Source organism: bacterium, assembly GCA_030693205.1.
GTDB lineage: Bacteria > Patescibacteriota > Minisyncoccia > JAHIHE01 > JAHIHE01 > JAHILZ01.
Genome location: JAUYBG010000019.1, coordinates 59291 through 77744, shown reverse-complemented (window position 1 = coordinate 77744; position 18454 = coordinate 59291). Strand labels below are relative to the sequence as shown.

General features: G+C 39.0%; 18 protein-coding genes. 5 read left to right on the top strand and 13 right to left on the bottom strand.

Going from position 1 to position 18454, the window contains the following annotated elements; genetic code table 11:
- The first annotated feature begins 30 nt into the window (after positions 1-30).
- Positions 31-1128, top strand: a complete 1098-nt coding sequence (locus tag Q8N37_04565; protein MDP3057755.1) for an inositol-3-phosphate synthase — start codon at positions 31-33, stop codon at positions 1126-1128.
- Positions 1129-1211: 83 nt separating this feature from the next.
- Here the strand turns inward: Q8N37_04565 and Q8N37_04560 are convergent, their stop codons facing one another.
- A complete protein-coding gene (locus Q8N37_04560; protein ID MDP3057754.1) occupies positions 1212-1601 on the bottom strand; it encodes a hypothetical protein in 390 nt (129 codons plus the stop codon).
- 6 nt (positions 1602-1607) lie between these two features.
- The gene (gene amrS / locus Q8N37_04555) at positions 1608-2627 is read right to left on the bottom strand and encodes an AmmeMemoRadiSam system radical SAM enzyme (GenBank protein ID MDP3057753.1); all 1020 of its coding nucleotides are present in this window, start codon (positions 2625-2627) and stop codon (positions 1608-1610) included.
- A gap of 117 nt (positions 2628-2744) precedes the next feature.
- Here amrS and Q8N37_04550 point away from each other — a divergent pair, with 117 nt between their 5' ends.
- Both Q8N37_04550 and gltX read left to right on the top strand, forming a co-directional pair.
- Positions 2745-3578: a WecB/TagA/CpsF family glycosyltransferase gene (locus Q8N37_04550; GenBank protein ID MDP3057752.1), complete on the top strand. Its 834-nt coding sequence runs from the start codon at positions 2745-2747 to the stop codon at positions 3576-3578.
- A 32-nt stretch (positions 3579-3610) separates the two neighbouring features.
- Positions 3611-5164 (top strand): glutamate--tRNA ligase, encoded by a 1554-nt coding sequence (gltX, locus tag Q8N37_04545; protein ID MDP3057751.1) that lies wholly within the window; start codon positions 3611-3613, stop codon positions 5162-5164.
- A gap of 56 nt (positions 5165-5220) precedes the next feature.
- Here the strand turns inward: gltX and Q8N37_04540 are convergent, their stop codons facing one another.
- Positions 5221-5361 carry a hypothetical protein gene (locus Q8N37_04540; GenBank protein ID MDP3057750.1) on the bottom strand — a complete coding sequence of 47 codons (141 nt, stop codon included), beginning with the start codon at positions 5359-5361 and terminating at the stop codon, positions 5221-5223.
- 96 nt (positions 5362-5457) lie between these two features.
- On the opposite strand from Q8N37_04540, the gene Q8N37_04535 reads away from it, so the two are divergent.
- Together Q8N37_04535 and Q8N37_04530 are read left to right on the top strand one after the other, a co-directional pair.
- Complete coding sequence (locus tag Q8N37_04535) at positions 5458-6705, top strand: C39 family peptidase (GenBank protein MDP3057749.1); 1248 nt, start codon at positions 5458-5460, stop codon at positions 6703-6705.
- A gap of 18 nt (positions 6706-6723) precedes the next feature.
- Complete coding sequence (locus Q8N37_04530; protein MDP3057748.1) at positions 6724-7920, top strand: HD domain-containing protein; 1197 nt, start codon at positions 6724-6726, stop codon at positions 7918-7920.
- A gap of 210 nt (positions 7921-8130) precedes the next feature.
- On the opposite strand, the gene thiI is transcribed toward Q8N37_04530, so the two are convergent.
- The 10 genes from thiI to Q8N37_04480 all read right to left on the bottom strand — a co-directional run bounded on the left by thiI (position 8131) and on the right by Q8N37_04480 (position 18447).
- Positions 8131-9321: a tRNA uracil 4-sulfurtransferase ThiI gene (gene thiI, locus Q8N37_04525; GenBank protein ID MDP3057747.1), complete on the bottom strand. Its 1191-nt coding sequence runs from the start codon at positions 9319-9321 to the stop codon at positions 8131-8133.
- Between the two features lie 12 nt (positions 9322-9333).
- Positions 9334-10167 (bottom strand): DNA-formamidopyrimidine glycosylase, encoded by an 834-nt coding sequence (mutM, locus tag Q8N37_04520; GenBank protein ID MDP3057746.1) that lies wholly within the window; start codon positions 10165-10167, stop codon positions 9334-9336.
- Between the two features lie 17 nt (positions 10168-10184).
- A complete protein-coding gene (mgtA, locus tag Q8N37_04515) occupies positions 10185-12758 on the bottom strand; it encodes a magnesium-translocating P-type ATPase (GenBank protein MDP3057745.1) in 2574 nt (857 codons plus the stop codon).
- A 39-nt stretch (positions 12759-12797) separates the two neighbouring features.
- On the bottom strand, positions 12798-13235 hold the full coding sequence (locus Q8N37_04510) for an NUDIX domain-containing protein (protein MDP3057744.1): 438 nt from the start codon (positions 13233-13235) through the stop codon (positions 12798-12800).
- A complete protein-coding gene (locus tag Q8N37_04505) occupies positions 13216-13788 on the bottom strand; it encodes an alpha/beta hydrolase (protein MDP3057743.1) in 573 nt (190 codons plus the stop codon). The genes Q8N37_04510 and Q8N37_04505 overlap by 20 nt, the downstream gene beginning before the upstream one ends.
- Positions 13789-13808: 20 nt before the next feature.
- Positions 13809-15581 (bottom strand): ABC transporter ATP-binding protein, encoded by a 1773-nt coding sequence (locus Q8N37_04500; protein MDP3057742.1) that lies wholly within the window; start codon positions 15579-15581, stop codon positions 13809-13811.
- A 7-nt stretch (positions 15582-15588) separates the two neighbouring features.
- Positions 15589-16218, bottom strand: coding sequence for a LysE family transporter (locus tag Q8N37_04495; GenBank protein MDP3057741.1), 630 nt, complete (start codon positions 16216-16218; stop codon positions 15589-15591).
- Between the two features lie 110 nt (positions 16219-16328).
- Positions 16329-17174 carry a hypothetical protein gene (locus Q8N37_04490; GenBank protein MDP3057740.1) on the bottom strand — a complete coding sequence of 282 codons (846 nt, stop codon included), beginning with the start codon at positions 17172-17174 and terminating at the stop codon, positions 16329-16331.
- A 171-nt stretch (positions 17175-17345) separates the two neighbouring features.
- The gene (locus Q8N37_04485) at positions 17346-18191 is read right to left on the bottom strand and encodes a hypothetical protein (GenBank protein MDP3057739.1); all 846 of its coding nucleotides are present in this window, start codon (positions 18189-18191) and stop codon (positions 17346-17348) included.
- Positions 18192-18195: 4 nt separating this feature from the next.
- Positions 18196-18447 carry a hypothetical protein gene (locus Q8N37_04480; protein MDP3057738.1) on the bottom strand — a complete coding sequence of 84 codons (252 nt, stop codon included), beginning with the start codon at positions 18445-18447 and terminating at the stop codon, positions 18196-18198.
- Positions 18448-18454 lie beyond the last annotated feature (7 nt).

Below are 18454 nucleotides of genomic sequence, written 5' to 3'. Positions count from 1 at the left end.
TTAAAATAAAAAAGGCGGAAAAATAAACTTATGAGTGAAACTGACAATAAACAAAACCGGATAAAAGTGGCGATCGTGGGGATAGGAAACTGCGCCTCATCTTTAATTCAAGGGGTCTATTACTATCACGATACGCCGCGCGACAAAAAAGTTACCGGCCTTTTACACAGTTTTTTCGGCAAATATTCCGTAAAAGATATAAAATTTGTCGCGGCGTTTGATATTGACGAACACAAAGTGGGCAAAGATCTGAGCGATGCGGTTTTTTCCGAACCAAACTGCACGAAAATATTTTTTCGCGATATTCCGGCTCAAAACGTAAAAGTGCATATGGGAACAATCAAAGATAGCGTTGACGGAAATCTTGCCGGATTTCTTTCGATTTCAAAAGAAAAACCGGCTGATGTCGCCAAAATCCTGAAAGAAACCGGCGCGGAAATTTTATTGAACTATTTGCCGGTAGGAAGCAAAGAAGCCACTCATTTCTATGCCGAGGAGTGTCTGAAAGCGGGCGTAGCGTTTATAAATTGCATTCCGGAATTTATTGTCAGCGACGAAAGATGGGAAAAAAGATTTAAAGAAAAAAATATTCCCTGTATCGGAGACGATATCCAATCGCAGTTGGGCGCGACAGTATTGCACAAAACTATCATTAAACTCTTGGTCGACAGGGGAATGGGCATCGACAACACCTATCAGCTTAACATCGGCGGAAATACGGATTTTTTAAATATGCACACCGGAGAAAGCCGCTTGATAAGCAAAAGAATCAGCAAGACTTCGGCTATTTCATCCATGATCCCATACGAAATTCCCTTGCGAATCGGCCCAAGCGATTATATCCCGCATTTAAAAGATAATAAGATCATGTATGTCAACGTCAATGGAAAAATGTTCGGGAATATTCCTTTCTCCATAGACGTAAAATTAAGCGTTGAGGATTCTCCCAATTCAGCCGGCATTGTCATTGACGCCATTCGAGCGGCAAAAATCGCGCTGGATCGCGGCACAGGCGGAGCAATACTTTCCATGAGCGGATATGGCTTTAAGCATCCGCCAGTTCAAATGCCTTATTTTGAAGCTCAAACAGCTCTGGAAGAATTCATTTCCGGAAAAAGAGAGCGATAAAATTAAGGCTAAAAGCACATACTAAAAACTCGCCAAAAAATAATTGGCGAGCTTTGTTAAATAAGCAGAATATTGAAATTATTTTATTTCTTATTTTTTGTTTTCCAAATAAACAATTTCGCCGGACTTTCTAATATTTTTCCCGCTTTTTTCGCTTCTTCCGCATTTTGTTTTATTTCGGAAAAAAGTTGCCAAGCTTTATCGGTGCCGATCCTTTTGATTATCCCCAGATACATTCCGAATTTTTTTCTTTCTCCGAAATACAAGCTGATCTCGTCGGCGACATAATGAATATCGCTATGCAAATTTTTATTCAGTTTATGGATCGGATTATATTTGGTTTTTTCTATTTTTTTCACCGGATGGCTTAATTGTTGCTGCGAAACGCCGCATTTCAAGCAATAGCCATTTTCAAAGTTGTGGCCAAATTTTTTTCCCTGACAATCGGCGTTTTCATTTAGTTCTATTTTCATAATGATCTATAAAATCAAATTCAGGCTTTCTCCGCAATTGGCGCATTTGCCGTTTTTATCAAACCTCATCACGCTATACAGCTCCCGGTCGATCATCAATTGCCGGCATTTGGGGCAATAAGTGTCCTCAAGATAAGTGCCGGGAAGATTACCGGAGTAAACATATTTCAAACCGGCTTTATGTCCCATCTCACAAATTTTTTTAATGGTTTCCGGGGATGTCGCGGTCAAATGGGGCAATTTATACGCTGGAATAAACTGCAATACGTGCCAGGGAGTTTCAACGCCCAGTTCGCCGTGGATAAATCCGGCGATTTTTTGAAGCATCCGCATATCATCGGTAAGTCCGGGAATGATAAGCGTGGTGATTTCGAGCCAAATATTCTTCTTTTTCAAAAGTTTTATCGCTTCCAGCACCGGCGCAAGCGTTCCGCCGCAATTGGTCCGATAAAATTTATCTTGGTATGATTTCAAATCAATATTGGCGGCATCCAGATACGGAGCTATCAGTTCAATGCATTCGGCGCTCATATACCCGTTGGAAACCCAAGTATTTTTTAATTTATAATTTTTGGCCTGCTTCATCGTTTCCAGAGCGTATTCCGCAAAAACTGTCGGTTCGGTATATGTATAAGAGATACTGGAGCATTTGTTATCCATTGCCATTTTAACAATTTTTGACGGCGGCCAATCCTCTCCGGCGATTTCTTTTTTATCCAGTTTGGGAGATTGTGAAATTGACCAATTCTGGCAATTGTCGCATCGAAAATTACAGCCTACGGTCGCGACTGAAAGGCTTTTTGTGCCCGGCAAAAAATGGAAGAAGGGTTTTTTCTCGATCGGATCGATATTAACCGCGATCGCTTTGCCGTAAACCAAAGAATAAAGCTTGCCTTTTTTATTTTCCCGTACGCCGCAAATCCCGCGCTTGCCCGAATGGATCAGACAATAATGCGAACAAATAAGGCATCGCGTTTTATTTTTTCCTAATTTTTCCCAAAGTTTCGGATTACAAATTTTAGGCATGGACTTAGTTTATATGTTATGAACTGATTGTATTTTACCACTTTTGAACAAAAAAGTAAATTTTGTTATTTTTAAGACAAAATGGTATAATTATATGATAAAATATTGAAAAAAATAATGAAAAACGAACAAATAAATATACCTGCTCAAGAGAACTCATCATTTAAAACTAACTCGGCAAAAACCGGCGCCAGAAGCGGAAAAATCAACATCTTGGGAATTAAAATCGATAATATCACCGGCACCGAGACCTTAAACCGCATCGGATCTTTTTTAAATTCCGCGAATAGTCATTATATTGTGACGGCTAATCCGGAAATTGCCGTTCTTGCCCACAAAGATCGCGAGTTCCAGAATATAGTGAATAACGCGGATTTAATCGTACCGGATGGAATTGGCTTGATCTTCGCTTCAAAGATAATTTTCCCGAGGGAAAGATTAGGCGAGCGAATCCGGGGAATTGACTTGATCTATCGCATCGCGAAAAATTTTGATAATCCGGCTCAAAAAATCCGCATTTTTTTCCTCGGTGCGCGAGGGGAAGGCGCAAAATTAACCGCCGAAAAGATCAAAAAGAATTTCCCTAATATAGAAATTGCCGGATTTTTTGGCGGAGACGCAAGCGAAGAAGGGGACAGGATAGCGGTTTCGATCATTGACCAATCTAAGCCAAATATTCTATTTATCGCTTATGGCGCGCCATTGCAAGAAAAATGGATCGCCCGAAATTTAAAAAAATTGCCGACCGTGAAGCTCGCGATCGGAGTAGGCGGCGCGTTTGATATGATCAACGGAAAGATCACGCGCGCGCCGCGCTGGATGCGAAACGCCGGACTGGAATGGTTTTGGCGGCTAATCAAAGAGCCAAGAAGAATCGGAAGAATTTATAACGCGACAATAAAATTTACCTGGCTGGTTTTGACTAATAAGAGCAAAAAGGATAAGATGTAAACACAAGATTCGCAATTCATAACTAAAATATCATGCCTTTAAACACAATTGACGCGCAAACTGCCACACAATCTAAAATTTTAGCCAACAAATCAATGTTTGCCGAAATCCGCACCCGTTTTGCTCCCAGTCCCACGGGCTATCTTCACATCGGCGGCATTCGAACCGCATTGTATGCTTATTTGCTGGCGAAACATTTTGGCGGAAAATTTTTATTGCGGATCGAGGATACGGACCAAACCCGCTTTGTCAAAGGCTCGATACTGGATATTTTTAATTCTCTAAAGTGGGCAAGAATAGAACCTGATGAATATCCGCTTTATGACGCAAACGAATCATATGTGCGCGACGAAGGAAAATTCGGCCCATACGTGCAATCCCAGCGCCTGGATATTTATAAAAAATACGCGCAAAAATTGATCAAGAAAGGCAAGGCTTATTATTGCTTCTGCGCTCCGGAACGCCTGGAAAAAATGCGCGCCGAGCAAAATGCCAAAAAACAACCTACCCGATACGATCGAATGTGCCGAAATTTATCGGCCGGCGAAGTTGAAAAAAAACTAAAGTCAGGAGCGAGATACGTGATCCGTTTTAAAACACCGGTTACCGGTAATACACAATTAAATGATCTTATCCGCGGCGCGGTGCAATTCAATAATTCCCTGATCGATGATTATATTCTCCAGAAATCGGATGGTTTTCCCACATATCACCTGGCAAGCGTGATCGACGATCATTTTATGGAAATAAGCCATATTATCCGCGGTGAAGAATGGCTATCCACCGCGCCTATTCACGTGATGCTTTACGAGGCTTTTGGGTGGCAATCTCCTTTTTTTGCCCATTTGCCCAATATTCTTGGCGAGGATAAAAAAAAGCTTTCCAAGCGCACTGGAGATGTAGCTGTAAGCCAATACATCGAGAAAGGATATCTCGCTGAAGCCGTCATTAACTTTATACTGCTTCTTGGCTGGAATCCCGGAACTGAAAAAGAAATTTTTACACTGGAGGAAATGATCGAAAATTTCACATTGGATAAAGTCGGCAAATCCGGCGCGATTTTTGACCTGAAAAAATTGGACTGGATGAATGGAAGCTATATCCGAAAAATGGACATAGCAAAGCTAACTGAATTATGCCTGCCTTATTTAATTAATTCCGGCTGTATTAAAGATACCGAGAAAAAAGCTAATTTTGAATGGATCAAAAAAGTAATAGCGCTAGAGCAAGAACGGATGAAAAAATTATCAGACATTGCGGAAACGACAAAATATTTTTTCGTCGATATTCCCGAATATGACGCCGCGCTTTTGAAATGGAAAAAATCAACTCTGGAAAAAACCAAAGAAAATCTGACGGAAATTAAAAAAATATTGGAAAACTTGCCGGAAGAAAAATTCAATAAAACTGATCTGGAAATCACGCTTAAGCCGCTAATGGAAAAACTGGGAGTAGGGGATACGCTTTGGCCGCTGCGAGTCGCTTTGAGCGGCGCCAAATTTTCGCCCAGTCCTTTTGAGATTGCGGAGGTGCTGGGAAAAGAAAAAGTTTTAGAAAGAATCAAAGCGGGAGTTGAGAAAAAATAAATAAAAAAAGAGGAATTTATTTTAAATTTTAAATAAACCCTCATTTGCAATAATAATCATTCGTGTGCTTCCCTTAAAGCGCAGCCGCATTTTGTGCAATGATCACGGCTCAGATATTTTTCAATTATTTCTGATCTCGTTTTTTCTGGTTCGTCATACTCTGCTATAACTTCGTGCATTGTCAGTTTTTTTGGCATTGTTTTACCTCCTATAATATTGTAAGTATATATTTTTTTATCAAAATGTTAAGATTAAATTTCAAAAAAATTTATTCCATTTTAATAGCATTTTTCATGTTGCTTCCTTTTGTTATCAATGCCGATGTGCTTGATGAGCTTGACTCAAAGATCTCCGAGTGGCAAAAACAATGGCAAATTTTGGAAGATCAAAGGCAGGAATATCTTAAAACCGTAAAACAAAAACGAACAGCGGCGGCTAATCTGGAAAATCAGATGGCGCTTCTGGACGGAGAAATAAAATTTGCCGAAACAAAGATCAAACAAACAGAAGTAAAACTGGAGCAAATAACACTGGAAATAGAAAAACTCAATGCCGAGATCCGGGGAAAAGGGCAAGATATAACCCGGCAAAAAGAATTCCTGGCAAGCCTGCTAAGAGAGATCTATAATTCCGGCAACGAAGACCTGCTAAGCAATTTACTGAAAAACAATAATCTTTCCGATTTTTTAACAAGTTATTATGCCCTGGAGTCAGTACAAGGAAAAATCAGCGCTTCGGTCATTGATTTGAAAAATCTAAAGGAAAAACTGGAGTGGAACAGAAAAGAAGAGATTTCCAAAAAAGCGGAAATTGATACGCTAAAAATCGGACTGGTGCAGGAAAAGGAATCTTTGAATTTAGCACGCGCTTCCAAAAAAGACCTATTAAGTAAAACCAAAGGCGAACAATCGCGCTATGAAAACTTGCTTAAAAGAGTTGAAGAGCAAAGGCAAGAAATCCTTGGAAATATTGAAGAACTTCAGATAACCAGAGCTAAAGAACTGGCGCGAATTCAATCCAAACAATTATTACCGGAGCCAAATCCGGTCGCCGCGCTCTGGCACTATTATCAAACTGACCCGCGCTGGGGTGATACAGCTATCGGCAATTCCAATTCGACAATGAAATTTTGGGGATGTGCCGTGGCGGCGCTAGCCATGCTTTTTAAATATCACAACGAGGACATCACGCCGGGCAATCTCGCGAAACAGCCGCTGTTTTCTTTTGACCTGATAAAATGGCCGAATAGCTGGCGAAGCATTAACTTGGTGGCAAACGAAGTCAGGCAAAAAGTAAACTGGAACAAAGTTGATGAAAATTTAAAAAATGGCCATCCGGTAATTGTTTATGTGCGCGCTTTGCCTAACACTCGCACCAAAGGCGGAGGCCATTATGTCGTGGTTTTCGCCAAAGATTCTCGCGGATACATAGTTAACGATTCAATGTGGGGAAGCAATATCTATTTGGATTCAACCCGTGAAAACATCGCTACTCTCTATGAAACAACGACTTCCGTCGAACAAATGATATTATATAAATAATTTAACACTAAATAATATATGATAATTCTCAAAGATCCTTTGTATGGATTTATCAGCCTGGAAGAACCATTTAAAAGCTTGATCGAAACAAAACAATTCCAAAGATTGCGCAACATTAAACAGCTGGGACAAAGCTACTTGATCTATCCGTCCGCCAATCATACTCGTTTTGAACATTCTATTGGAACTTTTTATTTAGCCCAGAGGATCGCGGAGAAGATCGTCGCTGAAGATAAACTCGCTTTCGGCAAAAATGATTCCCGCCGGAATGAATTTTTGGCCGCCGCTTTGCTCCACGATATCGGTCATTATCCTTTTTCTCATTCTATCGAGAAGGCGATCGGATCAGCTAATGGCGCGACTCATGAAGAACAGGCGATAAAAATAATTCACACCACCGAGATCGGAAAGATCCTAAAAAAAGCGGAAATGGATCCAGGTATTATTTGCGACCTCATCAAAGGCAAAGGAAAATTCGGCGGATTGATCGCCGGACAAATAGATGCTGACCGCCTGGATTATTTAAAACGCGATTCATATTATACGGGAGTCGCTTATGGCGTCATTGAAACCGATGTGATCATTAAAAACTTGACGGTGGATGGAAGAAAATATTTCATTGATGAAAAATTCTTGCCGGCTTTCGAATCGATTTTGATCTCGCGATATTTAATGTATTCGATGGTATACATGCATCGAAAAACCCTGATAGCAAATAGCATGCTGCAAGCGGCTTTTTACGAAGCATTGGCGGCGGGGGAAATTGACCCGGATCAATTGACCGAATTTGACGATATTGACTTTATAAGCGTTTTAAGGCGATCTAAAACAGCGGCAAAAGATCTGATAAACCGGATTAGTAATCGAAAATTATACGGCGAAGCGATCATTTTTCGAAAAGAAGATTTGGCCGATGGCCTTGATAATATCAAGAAGATCAAAGATACGCTTGAAATTGAAAAAAATATCGCCCGAGACCTAAAAATAAAAAATCATGAAATTTTAATTAATATTCTAAAAATACCGAAATTCAGCGAAAGCGAGATTTTTGTAAATCCTACCGGCCAAGAACTGGAAAAGATCTCGCCGTTTGTCAAAGCGCTGGGTCTGGCAGAGTGGAATCATTGGTTTATTGGGATTTATTGCCCCAAAGATCAAATAGAAAAGGTTAAAAAAGCAAAGAATCAGATCAAACGATACTTACTGGGGGAATAGTGCAGAAACAGAAGGAATAACAAGAAAAAAAACGCTTAAAATTGAGTTATAAGCGTTTTTTAATACAAAGACGGGGAATTGATCATCGTGTAGTATTAATAGTAGTAAATAACACTTTCAAGTACTATCACGTCGCATAACCTACATTATGCGACGTGATAAAAAGCTCTTTAGCTCCACTTCTCCAGCGGGTTTTAATTCGGAAAAATTTTATTTTATTTCTACACTTTCGATTTTCCCTGTCGCCTCTTTAATTAATTTTTCCGAATCCAGTTTCGATTCTTCGAATCTAATCTGTTCAAGTCGCGCTTTGGTCGCCGGATGGCGCGGAGTAAAAAGCGAACAGCAATCTTCATATGGCTGGCTGGAAAATTCATAAGTGTTAATTTTTTTGGCTTCATCTATTATCTCGATCTTGTCAGTGCCGATAAATGGCCGAAAAACCGGAATCGAAATAGCATTATTCACCACGCCGATATTTTCGAGGGTTTGGGACGCAACTTGGCCAAGACTCTCCCCTGTCACGAGCGCGCCAGCGCCGATTTTTTTCGCCAGCGCTTCGGCAATTCGAAACATAAACCGGCGATATAAAATAATTCTTAATCTTTCTTCACATTGGGAAAAAATTTCCCGCTGAATATCCAGAAGCGGCGCTAAATATAAAACCGAACCGAATTGATACTGATCCAGTGCTTTTATCAAATTTTTGACATTATTGATCGAAGCCTTGCTGGTGCGCGGATAACTGTGAAAATGAATAAAATGAACTCGCGCTCCCCTTTTCATCAAATGCCAAGCGGCTACCGGCGAATCAAAACCGCTCGAAATAAGCGATAAAACTTTACCGCTTATTCCAACCGGCAAACCTCCCAAAGCTTTAATCTTATCAAAATAAAACAATGCCTTTCCCTCAACAATCTCGATAAAACAATTAATATCCGGATTTTTCAAATTAACCTTTAAACCCAAGCCTGATTTTTCAAATATATACTCTCCTACTTTATAATTAATTTGATTGGAGGTTAAAGGAAAATTCTTTTCGGCGCGGCGAGCGGTAATGCGAAAAGTTTTAATTTCTTTTTTTTCCGCCAATCTGCCGGCTATTTCTTTTTTCAGCATTTCTGCCAAAATTTTATTGATTTCATCCAAATCCGCGTTTATCTCCCAGCCGATTGAAAAATGCGAAATGCCAAAAACATGACTTAAGGCAAGCTTAAAATTATCAATCTCGACGCTAGTATCAAGAGTAATCAAGATTCTGCCGGAAAGCCTTTCGATCTTTTCATATTTCAAATCTTTCAGCGCGTGCTTTATGTTTTCAACCAGTTTTTTTTCGAAATTACGGCGATTTTCGCCTTTCAGAGCAATCTCGGCATAATGAATTATAATAATTTTTTTCATAGATAAAAATATTTATTTCTGGCATTCCGGGCAAAAATGCGAGCTTCGGCCGCCAAGTTTTATTCGTTTGATTATACCTTTGCAGCGAAAGCATTTTTTACCTTCCCGACCATAAACTTTTAATTCTTTGACATAATCCCCTTTTCGCCCGCTGGCATCCACGTAATTTTCCACCGAAGATCCTCTTAATTCAATGGCCCGGTTTAAAATTTTCTTAATTCCTATGAAAATAAATTTAATTTGCTTGCTTGTCAAATTGCCGACTTGATTGGTTGGCGCAACTTTCGCGTAGAAACAAATTTCATCCGCGTAAATATTGCCAATGCCGGCAATCGCCGACGGATCAGTTAGAAATTGCTTGATTCGCCGCTTTGGGTATTTTTTCAAAATTTCCTTGAATTTTTCCAAAGTAAAATCTTTTTCAAGCGGTTCCGGACCGAATTTTTTGTCGTTTATAAAATCTTTAACCTTGTTTTGCGGAACAATTTTGACATAACCGAATTTTCTAAGATCATTAAAAACCAGCGCGCTTCCGTCTTTGAAAAAGAAAATAATGCGCGCGTATTTATATTTTGAATCCCGTATTTTTTTGTGTAAATCATAAATCAGCTGCCCCGTCATTTTCAGGTGGATTAAAAGCGAATGATTATTGGACAAAGTTAAAATCAAGATCTTGGCGCGGCGCGAAATATCCAATATCTTGGCATTTTTTATCAAAGCGATAAATTTTTTAGCCGGAGTATTGAGAGCGCCTCGCCATAAAATTTTGGCATCACTTATTTTTTTGCCTATAATTATTGCCTCCAAATCATTTTTAATTGTTTCAACCTCCGGTAATTCCGGCATAAATTTAAATTAATATTTTATTGATACCCGTATTTTCTCACCACCCAAGTTTTAACTATTTGAACCAGCGAAAGATATGTGACCAGCATGATAAAAAGAATAATAAAATAAAGCGGCGGTAGCGCGACAAAGCCGAATAGTCCCGCTAGGGAAGAAAAAATCACTCCCAGCGCTATTGCAAGAATCAAAAGAGTGTTGAAAATAAGAAATTTATTCGGAGTGCTTTGGATAAACGGAATCTTGTTGGTTCTAATTACATAGATCACTAGTACCTGAGTGAATAGAGATTCAATAAACCAGCCTGTATGAAAAAGTTCTTGATTGCCGTTTTGGGCTACATTGAAAACATACAGCATTATTCCAAAAGTCAAAAAATCAAAAATTGAACTTAAGGGGCCGATAAAAAATATAAACTTTTTTATAAAATTAATATTCCACGGCCGGGGCTTGGCCAGATATTCCTTATCCACTTCGTCATTTGGCAAAGCAAGCTGGCCCATATCATAAAGGAAATTATTAAAAAGAATTTGCAAAGGTGTCATCGGCAAAAATGGCAAAAATAAAGTCGCTCCGGTCAAACTAATCATATTGCCAAAATTGGAACTCGCGCCCATTTTAATATACTTGATAATATTGCCGAAAACTTTCCGGCCGTCAAGAACGCCATCTTTCAGCACCATTAAGCTTTTTTGAAGCAAGATAATATCGGCGGATTCTCTGGCAATGTCAACCGCGTTATTCACGGAAATTCCGATATCCGCGGCTTTAAGCGAAGGCGCATCGTTAATGCCGTCCCCCAAATAGCCCACCGTATGATTATTTCTGTGAAGCGCCTTAATTACTCGCTCTTTTTGAATCGGATTCAAGCGCGCGAAAATAGTGGTTTTTTCCACTAAGCGCTCAAGTTCGGCATCCAGAATATTATCCATCTGAAAACCGGTAACAACGCCTTTTACGGAAAGTGAGACGTCTCGGCATATTTTCTTGGTAATAATTTCATTATCTCCCGTAAGAACCTTGATCTCAATACCAAGATCTTCGAGCGCACGGAGAGATTCTTTGACCGTAGGCTTAGCAGGGTCAAAAAAAGCCAGATACCCGCGGAGCACGAGATTATTTTCATCATTTTTGGAATAAACCGCTTTGGGTTTTTCAATATTTTTATAAGCCACCGCCAGCACGCGAAATCCCTGGCCGCTCAATTTATCATATTCTTCCTGCACTTTGGAAAATATTTTGTCATGAATTTTATGGATCTTGCCGTTGAGATAATAATGGCTTGAGTGATTAAAAATATCTTCGGGAGCGCCCTTGGCGACCAAAATATGCTGGCCGTCTTTTTCCACCACCACCGACATTATTCTCCGGGAAAAATCAAAAGGCATTTCATCCACTTTTTGATATCCCGTCATTCTGATCTTTTCGTGCTTAAGAATCGCATTGTCCAAAAGATTTTTTAATCCGGTTTGAAAAGAACTATTGAGATACGCGTACTCCATAACTTCTCTATCTTCATCCCCTTCCACGTCATAATGATTCACCATCACGATCTTATCGAGAGTAAGTGTGCCGGTTTTATCGGTGCAGAGCACATCCATCGCGCCGAAATTCTGTATTGAGTTCAGGCGCTTGACTATAACTTTTTTCTTAGCCATATCAGCCGCCCCGCGCGACAAATTTATGCTAACCAGCATCGGCAGCATTTCCGGGGTGATTCCAACCGCAACCGCCAGAGAAAAAAGCAAAGCCTCTTTGAAAACCCCTTGCTTTAAAAAAAGTATCACAAAAAAAATAAAAACCACGAGAACGAGCATCAGGTGGATCATCAGCATCGTAAACTGCTTGATGCCTTTGTCAAAACTGGTTTCTTCCCCGATCCGGATCAAAGAACTGGAAATTTCCCCGAATTGAGTGTATTTTCCGGTCTTAACCGCCACGCCAAGCCCGGTTCCGCTAATCACGCTTGAACCCATAAAAGCGATATTTTCCAATTTTTCTATCGCCTCTTTTTTGGATTTATCGAATTCGGCTGTTTTTTCAACCGGAAAAGATTCTCCTGTAAAAGACGCCTGATTGATAAAAAGATCATTTGCCTGAACAATTCTTAGATCCGCCGGAACCATATCTCCGGCATAAAGATCGACGACATCACCCGGCACAATATCAAAAAGGTCTATTTCTTTTTGCGCGCCATCCCGAAATACAGCCACTTTGGTGCGAACCAGATCGCTTAATTTTTCCACCGCTTTGCCCGACCGATACTCCAAAGAAAATTCCAGCGCAACGCTAACCAATATCATCAGGGAAACAAAAATTGTATTTATTATTTCACCAAAAAAAAGCGAGAAAAGCGCTATAACCGCGAGAATAAGAATCAAAGGATTGCGAACCTTGGAGAATAATAATACAACGGCTGAAATCTTTTTTTTCTCAGCCGGCACATTCAAACCAAAAATACGGAGACGATTTTTCGCCTCTTTGTCCGTAAGACCTTTTAAAGAAGTTTTAAATTCATTCAGCAGATCTTCATTCGAATATTTTGCATAGTCCGCTATCTGCGTCAACTCTATATCTTTTCCAATTCTATTCATAATGATTCAACTATTTTAATTTTAATCCTTTGATAATTTTTACCACCCGAATTCGCTATAAAAAATTTTCTTATTAACCCTATCAACTGCCTGCCTAATATACGGAATCGTATTGGCCGGAAGATCGTTGACCGGAAACCATTTCAAATCATCACATTTGTCCGGCTCCATAATTTTCGGCTCGCCCTGCCATTTATTCGCTTTAATAAAAAAATCAATTCGCTCTTCCGGCGGCGATTTTCGATGCATTACGTGCATCACTTCCAAATCTTTAGCTTCTATATCAATCCCCGCTTCTTCTTTTGCTTCCCGCACCATTGCTTCGATAAAAGTTTCATTCCCGTCCAAATGTCCGGCCACCACGCTATAATTCCCGTCTTCGTATCCGGTATTAAACCGCCGCGAAAGCAAGATCTTTCCGTCTTTAATTAAAATCAAATGGGAAGTTGGTATTAATTTAAATCTTTCCTTTGGCATAAATTTTTAATAAACTTTCTAAAACTACAGGCAACTCTGTAAACCCCGCGCCTTCATTGAGGTGATTGCCATTTGGCACTATGATAAGCTCCGCGCCTAATTTATCTCTTAAAATTTCGCCGTTCCGCAAAGGTACATAAGGATCATCGTCGGAATTAATGGCAATAAATTTTTCCGCGGAATTCTTGATCTTTTCATAATCAAGAGGCGTAACAAAAAAACTTTTTATCTCATCATATCCTATCGGCTCCGGAAATCCTGCGACAAGCACAACTCCTCCAATTTTTTGTCCTAAAGGAAGTAATTCAAGAAATCTAAGGATAGTAATAACACCAAGACTATGGCCGACTAAATAAGTATTCTTATCCGGCGTGCCGATGTTTTTCTTGAGATGCGCCAGCCACTCAGAAAAAATCGGATGATAAGTATTCGGCATCATTGGAACCGCCACGTCAATATTTTGCTTTTCCAGTTCTTCCTTGAGCCAAGGAAACCAATTTGATTCCGGCACCGCTTCCCATCCATGGATGATAAAAACCCGTTTTTTATTCATACTATCGGAATATTAAAAAATTATGACCCCGAAGCATCTCTTGTTCGGATATATTTTTTCCATAACTTCTGGAATTCGGAAGATTTTTTCTTAAGTTCGCCAAAAGATCCATGCGCTATGATCTTGCCGCCTTCAAAGAAATAAACAGTATCGAACAAAGAAAGCAAATGAAGCCGGTGAATGGAAGAAATGATCGTTTTTCTCGAAAAAGCGGAAAAAATATTCTGATAAACTGCAAGTTCATTTTGAAAATCTACACTGCTTGTCGGCTCATCCAGTAGCACTATTTCTTTATCGACCGAGGCCAGAAGACCGCGCGCCAGCGCCAGGCGCTGTTTCTCTCCGCCGCTCAGATTCACGCCTTTTTCCACGATCGAAGACTCGAGGCCTTTCGGCAGTTTCTCAAAAACCTCCGTAAAACGCGCCATGTCGGTAAATGCCTGTATGTGCTGATCGGTATATTCAACCCCAAGCGTAATATTTTCCCGTATAGTCGTCGCAAATATTTCCGGATCCTGGGGAATAAGAGAGATCGAATCACTGATCTCACTGAACCCTCCTGGAGCTTCTTTTCCGTCTATGACAAGCGTAAGCGTTTTAGGATGATATAGATCCCGCATAAGTCTGAGAAAAGTGCTCTTGCCTCCCCCGCTTTCCCCGATCAATGCAACACGTTCGCCTTTCTTAATCTTCAGATTTATATCATCCAAGTGCAGATCCGCCCCATCCCGGGCATGATAAGAAAAAGACAGATTTTTTATCGCCAATCCCGACCAAGTTTTAGGCAAATGTTTTTCCTCCAATAAAGCCGCACCCCGAAAATCATTGGATAATTCTTCGGTGTTGGTCACCGAGGCGCGATAGCGGACAATATCATTGTAAAGAAAAGCGAATCTAAAAAAAGTTTCCCGTATCTGATTTGTATAACTATAAAGAATATAAACTGTTCCGGCTAGGATCGTGCCTGCAGCTATATGAGTATAAAGATATATGCCGATAACAAGAACAACTGTAAGCCTTCCCAAAATGGAAGCAAAAAACCATTTCCATTCATTTAATTTGATATTTTTATTATATCGCTCATACGGCTTTTTAATAAAACCATCGATAGATTTCAAAATAAGAGGCTCAACCCGGAGAATGATCACCGAAGTCACATTGCTTAAAGCGTCAAAAATTTTAGCGGAAATGGTATTCTCTATCCGGTTTACCTGTATATAGCCGGGTATAAGCTTTTTATCGAACAAACCGATGACATAAAAAGTAAACAAACTGAACACCAAAGCCGCGCCGCCCGCGAACGGATCGAAAAAGAACATGACAATAAAAGCTATTGTCAAAAGAATGAACGTCTGTATCATCTCATAAGTTCTTTCGGAAAAATTAAAAAGAGCTCCCGTTCCTTTCTCTATCTTGTCTATCGTATCGCCGGAATGATGATCCGTATGCCATTCCATCGGGAGCGCCATCGTACCCTGCAGAAGATAATTCTTATAATTAGTCCTGACAAAAAAAGCATTCCGATTCTCTTTTACGCGGGATGTTCCATGAAATGCCCAAAATACGATTTCAAGAACCGGCAAAAGTCCCAATAAAAAAAGCAAATGGGGCAAACTCTCTTTGCGCACTCCCTCAGTCTGTATTGTATTTAAGAATATGCCGATGATCACCGCATCAAGAGAACCGAGGAGAGTGGCAAAAGCAGAAAACAAAATATACAAAATTACAGTTCGGCGATTATTGCCGGAATATTGCCACATTTTGCGGAGAAGATAGATTAACGGATTTTCCATATAGTATTTATCGTGAATTCGATAGGGCGACTTTGATCCCCAATGCGATCAATATCACGCCGAAAAATTTTTCGATCCTATGATGCACTGAGGCAAATTTTTCTTGCACCAAGCTATGAGATAAAACGGACGCCACTATTGAAAACCAAATAAAAGTCATCGTGACCATTTCCAGGCCGTAAAATACTTGGATCAATAAAGGCGTTTCTTTGCTGATGACCTGAGTAAATAAACTCAAGAAAAACAAAGTCGCTTTGGGATTCAAGGCATTGGTTAAAAATCCCATTTTGATCGCGGCGAATTTGTCCATATTATTTTTTTCCGATAATTGATCCGCGCTTAATTTATGCGGTTTTGCTTTTAAAGATTTATAACCGATAAATATCAAATAACCCGCGCCGAGAAATTTTATAATCGAAAATAAAACGATTGATTTGGAAATAATAAAACCGATTCCAACCAAAGAATACGTCACATGAACCAAGATACCCAAAGCCAATCCGACTGCCGAGTATGTTCCGGTTTTTCTTGAATACACCAAACTATTCCGGCTGATCATGGCAAAATCAGGGCCGGGACTCATCACTGCCAAAAGATGGACTACTACAACGGTTATAAATTCCGCTAAATATGGCATAAATTTATTGTTTTATTTATTTTAAAATTTCTAAATAATATTGGTCTTATGGGGCGATGCTGGAACCTATTTAGTTAAAAAATATGCTTTCAAAAACATCGCCCCCTTAATTACAAATATTTTTTAGCATACCTGATAAATGGGGCTTTATGCCTGCCAGTTCTGCCCTCGTTTCCAATATGCGGATCGTCATAAAAATATCCACTTCCAATCAGCCAAAATAATTTGTCTACTTCATAAGGAGATTTTCCTACATTTTGGGCAATTCTTACAATTGTTTTAAATAATAAATAATCATCTGCGTTTTTAGAACACAATTTTAAAGCTTCAAATATATCCCTTATATGAACATCCGGTTTGCCGAAATTTATATAACCAAGATCCTTTAGAAAATCGCAACCCAAAGCAAAACCAAAACCTTCTATTTCATAACTCAAAATCATCGGCAAGGCCGGCCTCTTGCGATAATCGCTATCAAAAGAGTCCACCCACTTGTAAAATTCATCAGCAGTAGCAAATTGAGTAATAAAATCAGCGGCAGATAATATTGTTCTACAATATTGAGGCCAAATGCTCCTTGAGCTTCGTCTTATCTTACCATTGGGCTTTACTTTCTTTTTTATATCATCCAATAAATAATTCCAATCATTTTGGTATTTTTTTAATACTAACTCCGGATTAAAATTGAAAAGCACTTTGCCTAAATTATCTATACCCCCTTCCATTGACCTACCTATTACTCCGGCTTTCATATTAGCATTTTGAGCTGAAAATAATAGATTCCCGTAAATATCTTCAATTTTTTTAAATCTCGCCTTACTCGCACTAGCATTAAGATATTTTTGTATTAAAGATTCCGTAACTCCGCTTATTTTCAAACGCAACAGAAATTTTTTTGCTAGATTATATGCTTTTAGGTCTTTTTCTCTTATCTTGGCTTGAATAGGTGATTTCATAAATTAATTATCATTTAAAATTCTACAAATTTTGTTTGACATATATATTTTTGCTGGCCTTGTGGGACGATGTTGCCTGTCCACCGAAGCCTCGGCGTAGACGGGGAACTTATTTGACGAGAATAACACACCTTTTCTTAACGCAATCACCATATAACACAATACTAATTTCTATTCCTCAACCCTTTTAGATGTTATTTTTATATTTTCATCCTGAATAACTTGTATTTTCATTCCCAAGATTTTCGGAAAAACTTCAGCAATCACTTTTTCGATTATCAGACGATTCGCCGGCTCGCTTAATTTTTCCGCGTGAAATTTATAAGGCGTGGCGATTACGAGTAAATTTTTCTTAATCTCCTTCGCTGTAGATAATTTCAAAAAAGCACTAACCGAATGGTCGTAATTTTTAACTCCTTTCAAAATACTGTTCCATCCTAAAATAATTTCGGAAATATTAATATTCACCGCACCATCGCCAAAATTTTTGTTTTTAGAAATTCCGGAAGGCATATCCTCTTTGTCCGCTTTCATAACAATCAGGGAAATCGGTTTTTTAACTTTTTCTTTAACATCGGAGAGTTTTTCCGGTTCAACAACAATTTCTTTATCATCTTTTGTAACTTTTTCGCCCTGTTCTATTTCATTCATTTCTTCCAATATTTCTTTTTTAGAAGCAAAATTAGACTGTGAAAATTTACGCCCAACAAAAAATAAAATAATTGTCGTTATAAACGAGAAAATGGTACAAAAATAGAAAAAGTATTTTTTATTAACATCTATTTCGGGAGTAGATATATAAGCGTAAAGAGACGAAATGCTTGTCGCAGATGTAAACCACGCAAAATTACTCCACCAATTTTGACTGTTCCACCAATTCTGTCCGTCAGAAATTCTACTTATCATTTTTTTTAAGCGAAACCAATCTCTATAATCCATTGAAAAAAATTTCCGGCTAACTGGTCGATCAATTTGTGTTTCTTCCGAAATTGTTATAGGAGATTTAGTTTTTTCCATTTTCTTATTTTTTTACTACTCCAATTAAAATAGCATTAAAGTAGTGCGTATGGCCACACGACTTACACGAAACAGCTAAAACAGGAAAAATGCTCACTTTTTCGCCAAGAATGAAACTACCACCCATAAATTCTCTTAACTCATAAATGGTATCATTTAATAACCACTCGCTACCATTACAAATAATGCAAGAGGTGCGGAAAAAATTTGATAATTTTGTTATTACTACATTCTTTTGTTCTTCATTTAATTTCATGAGTTTA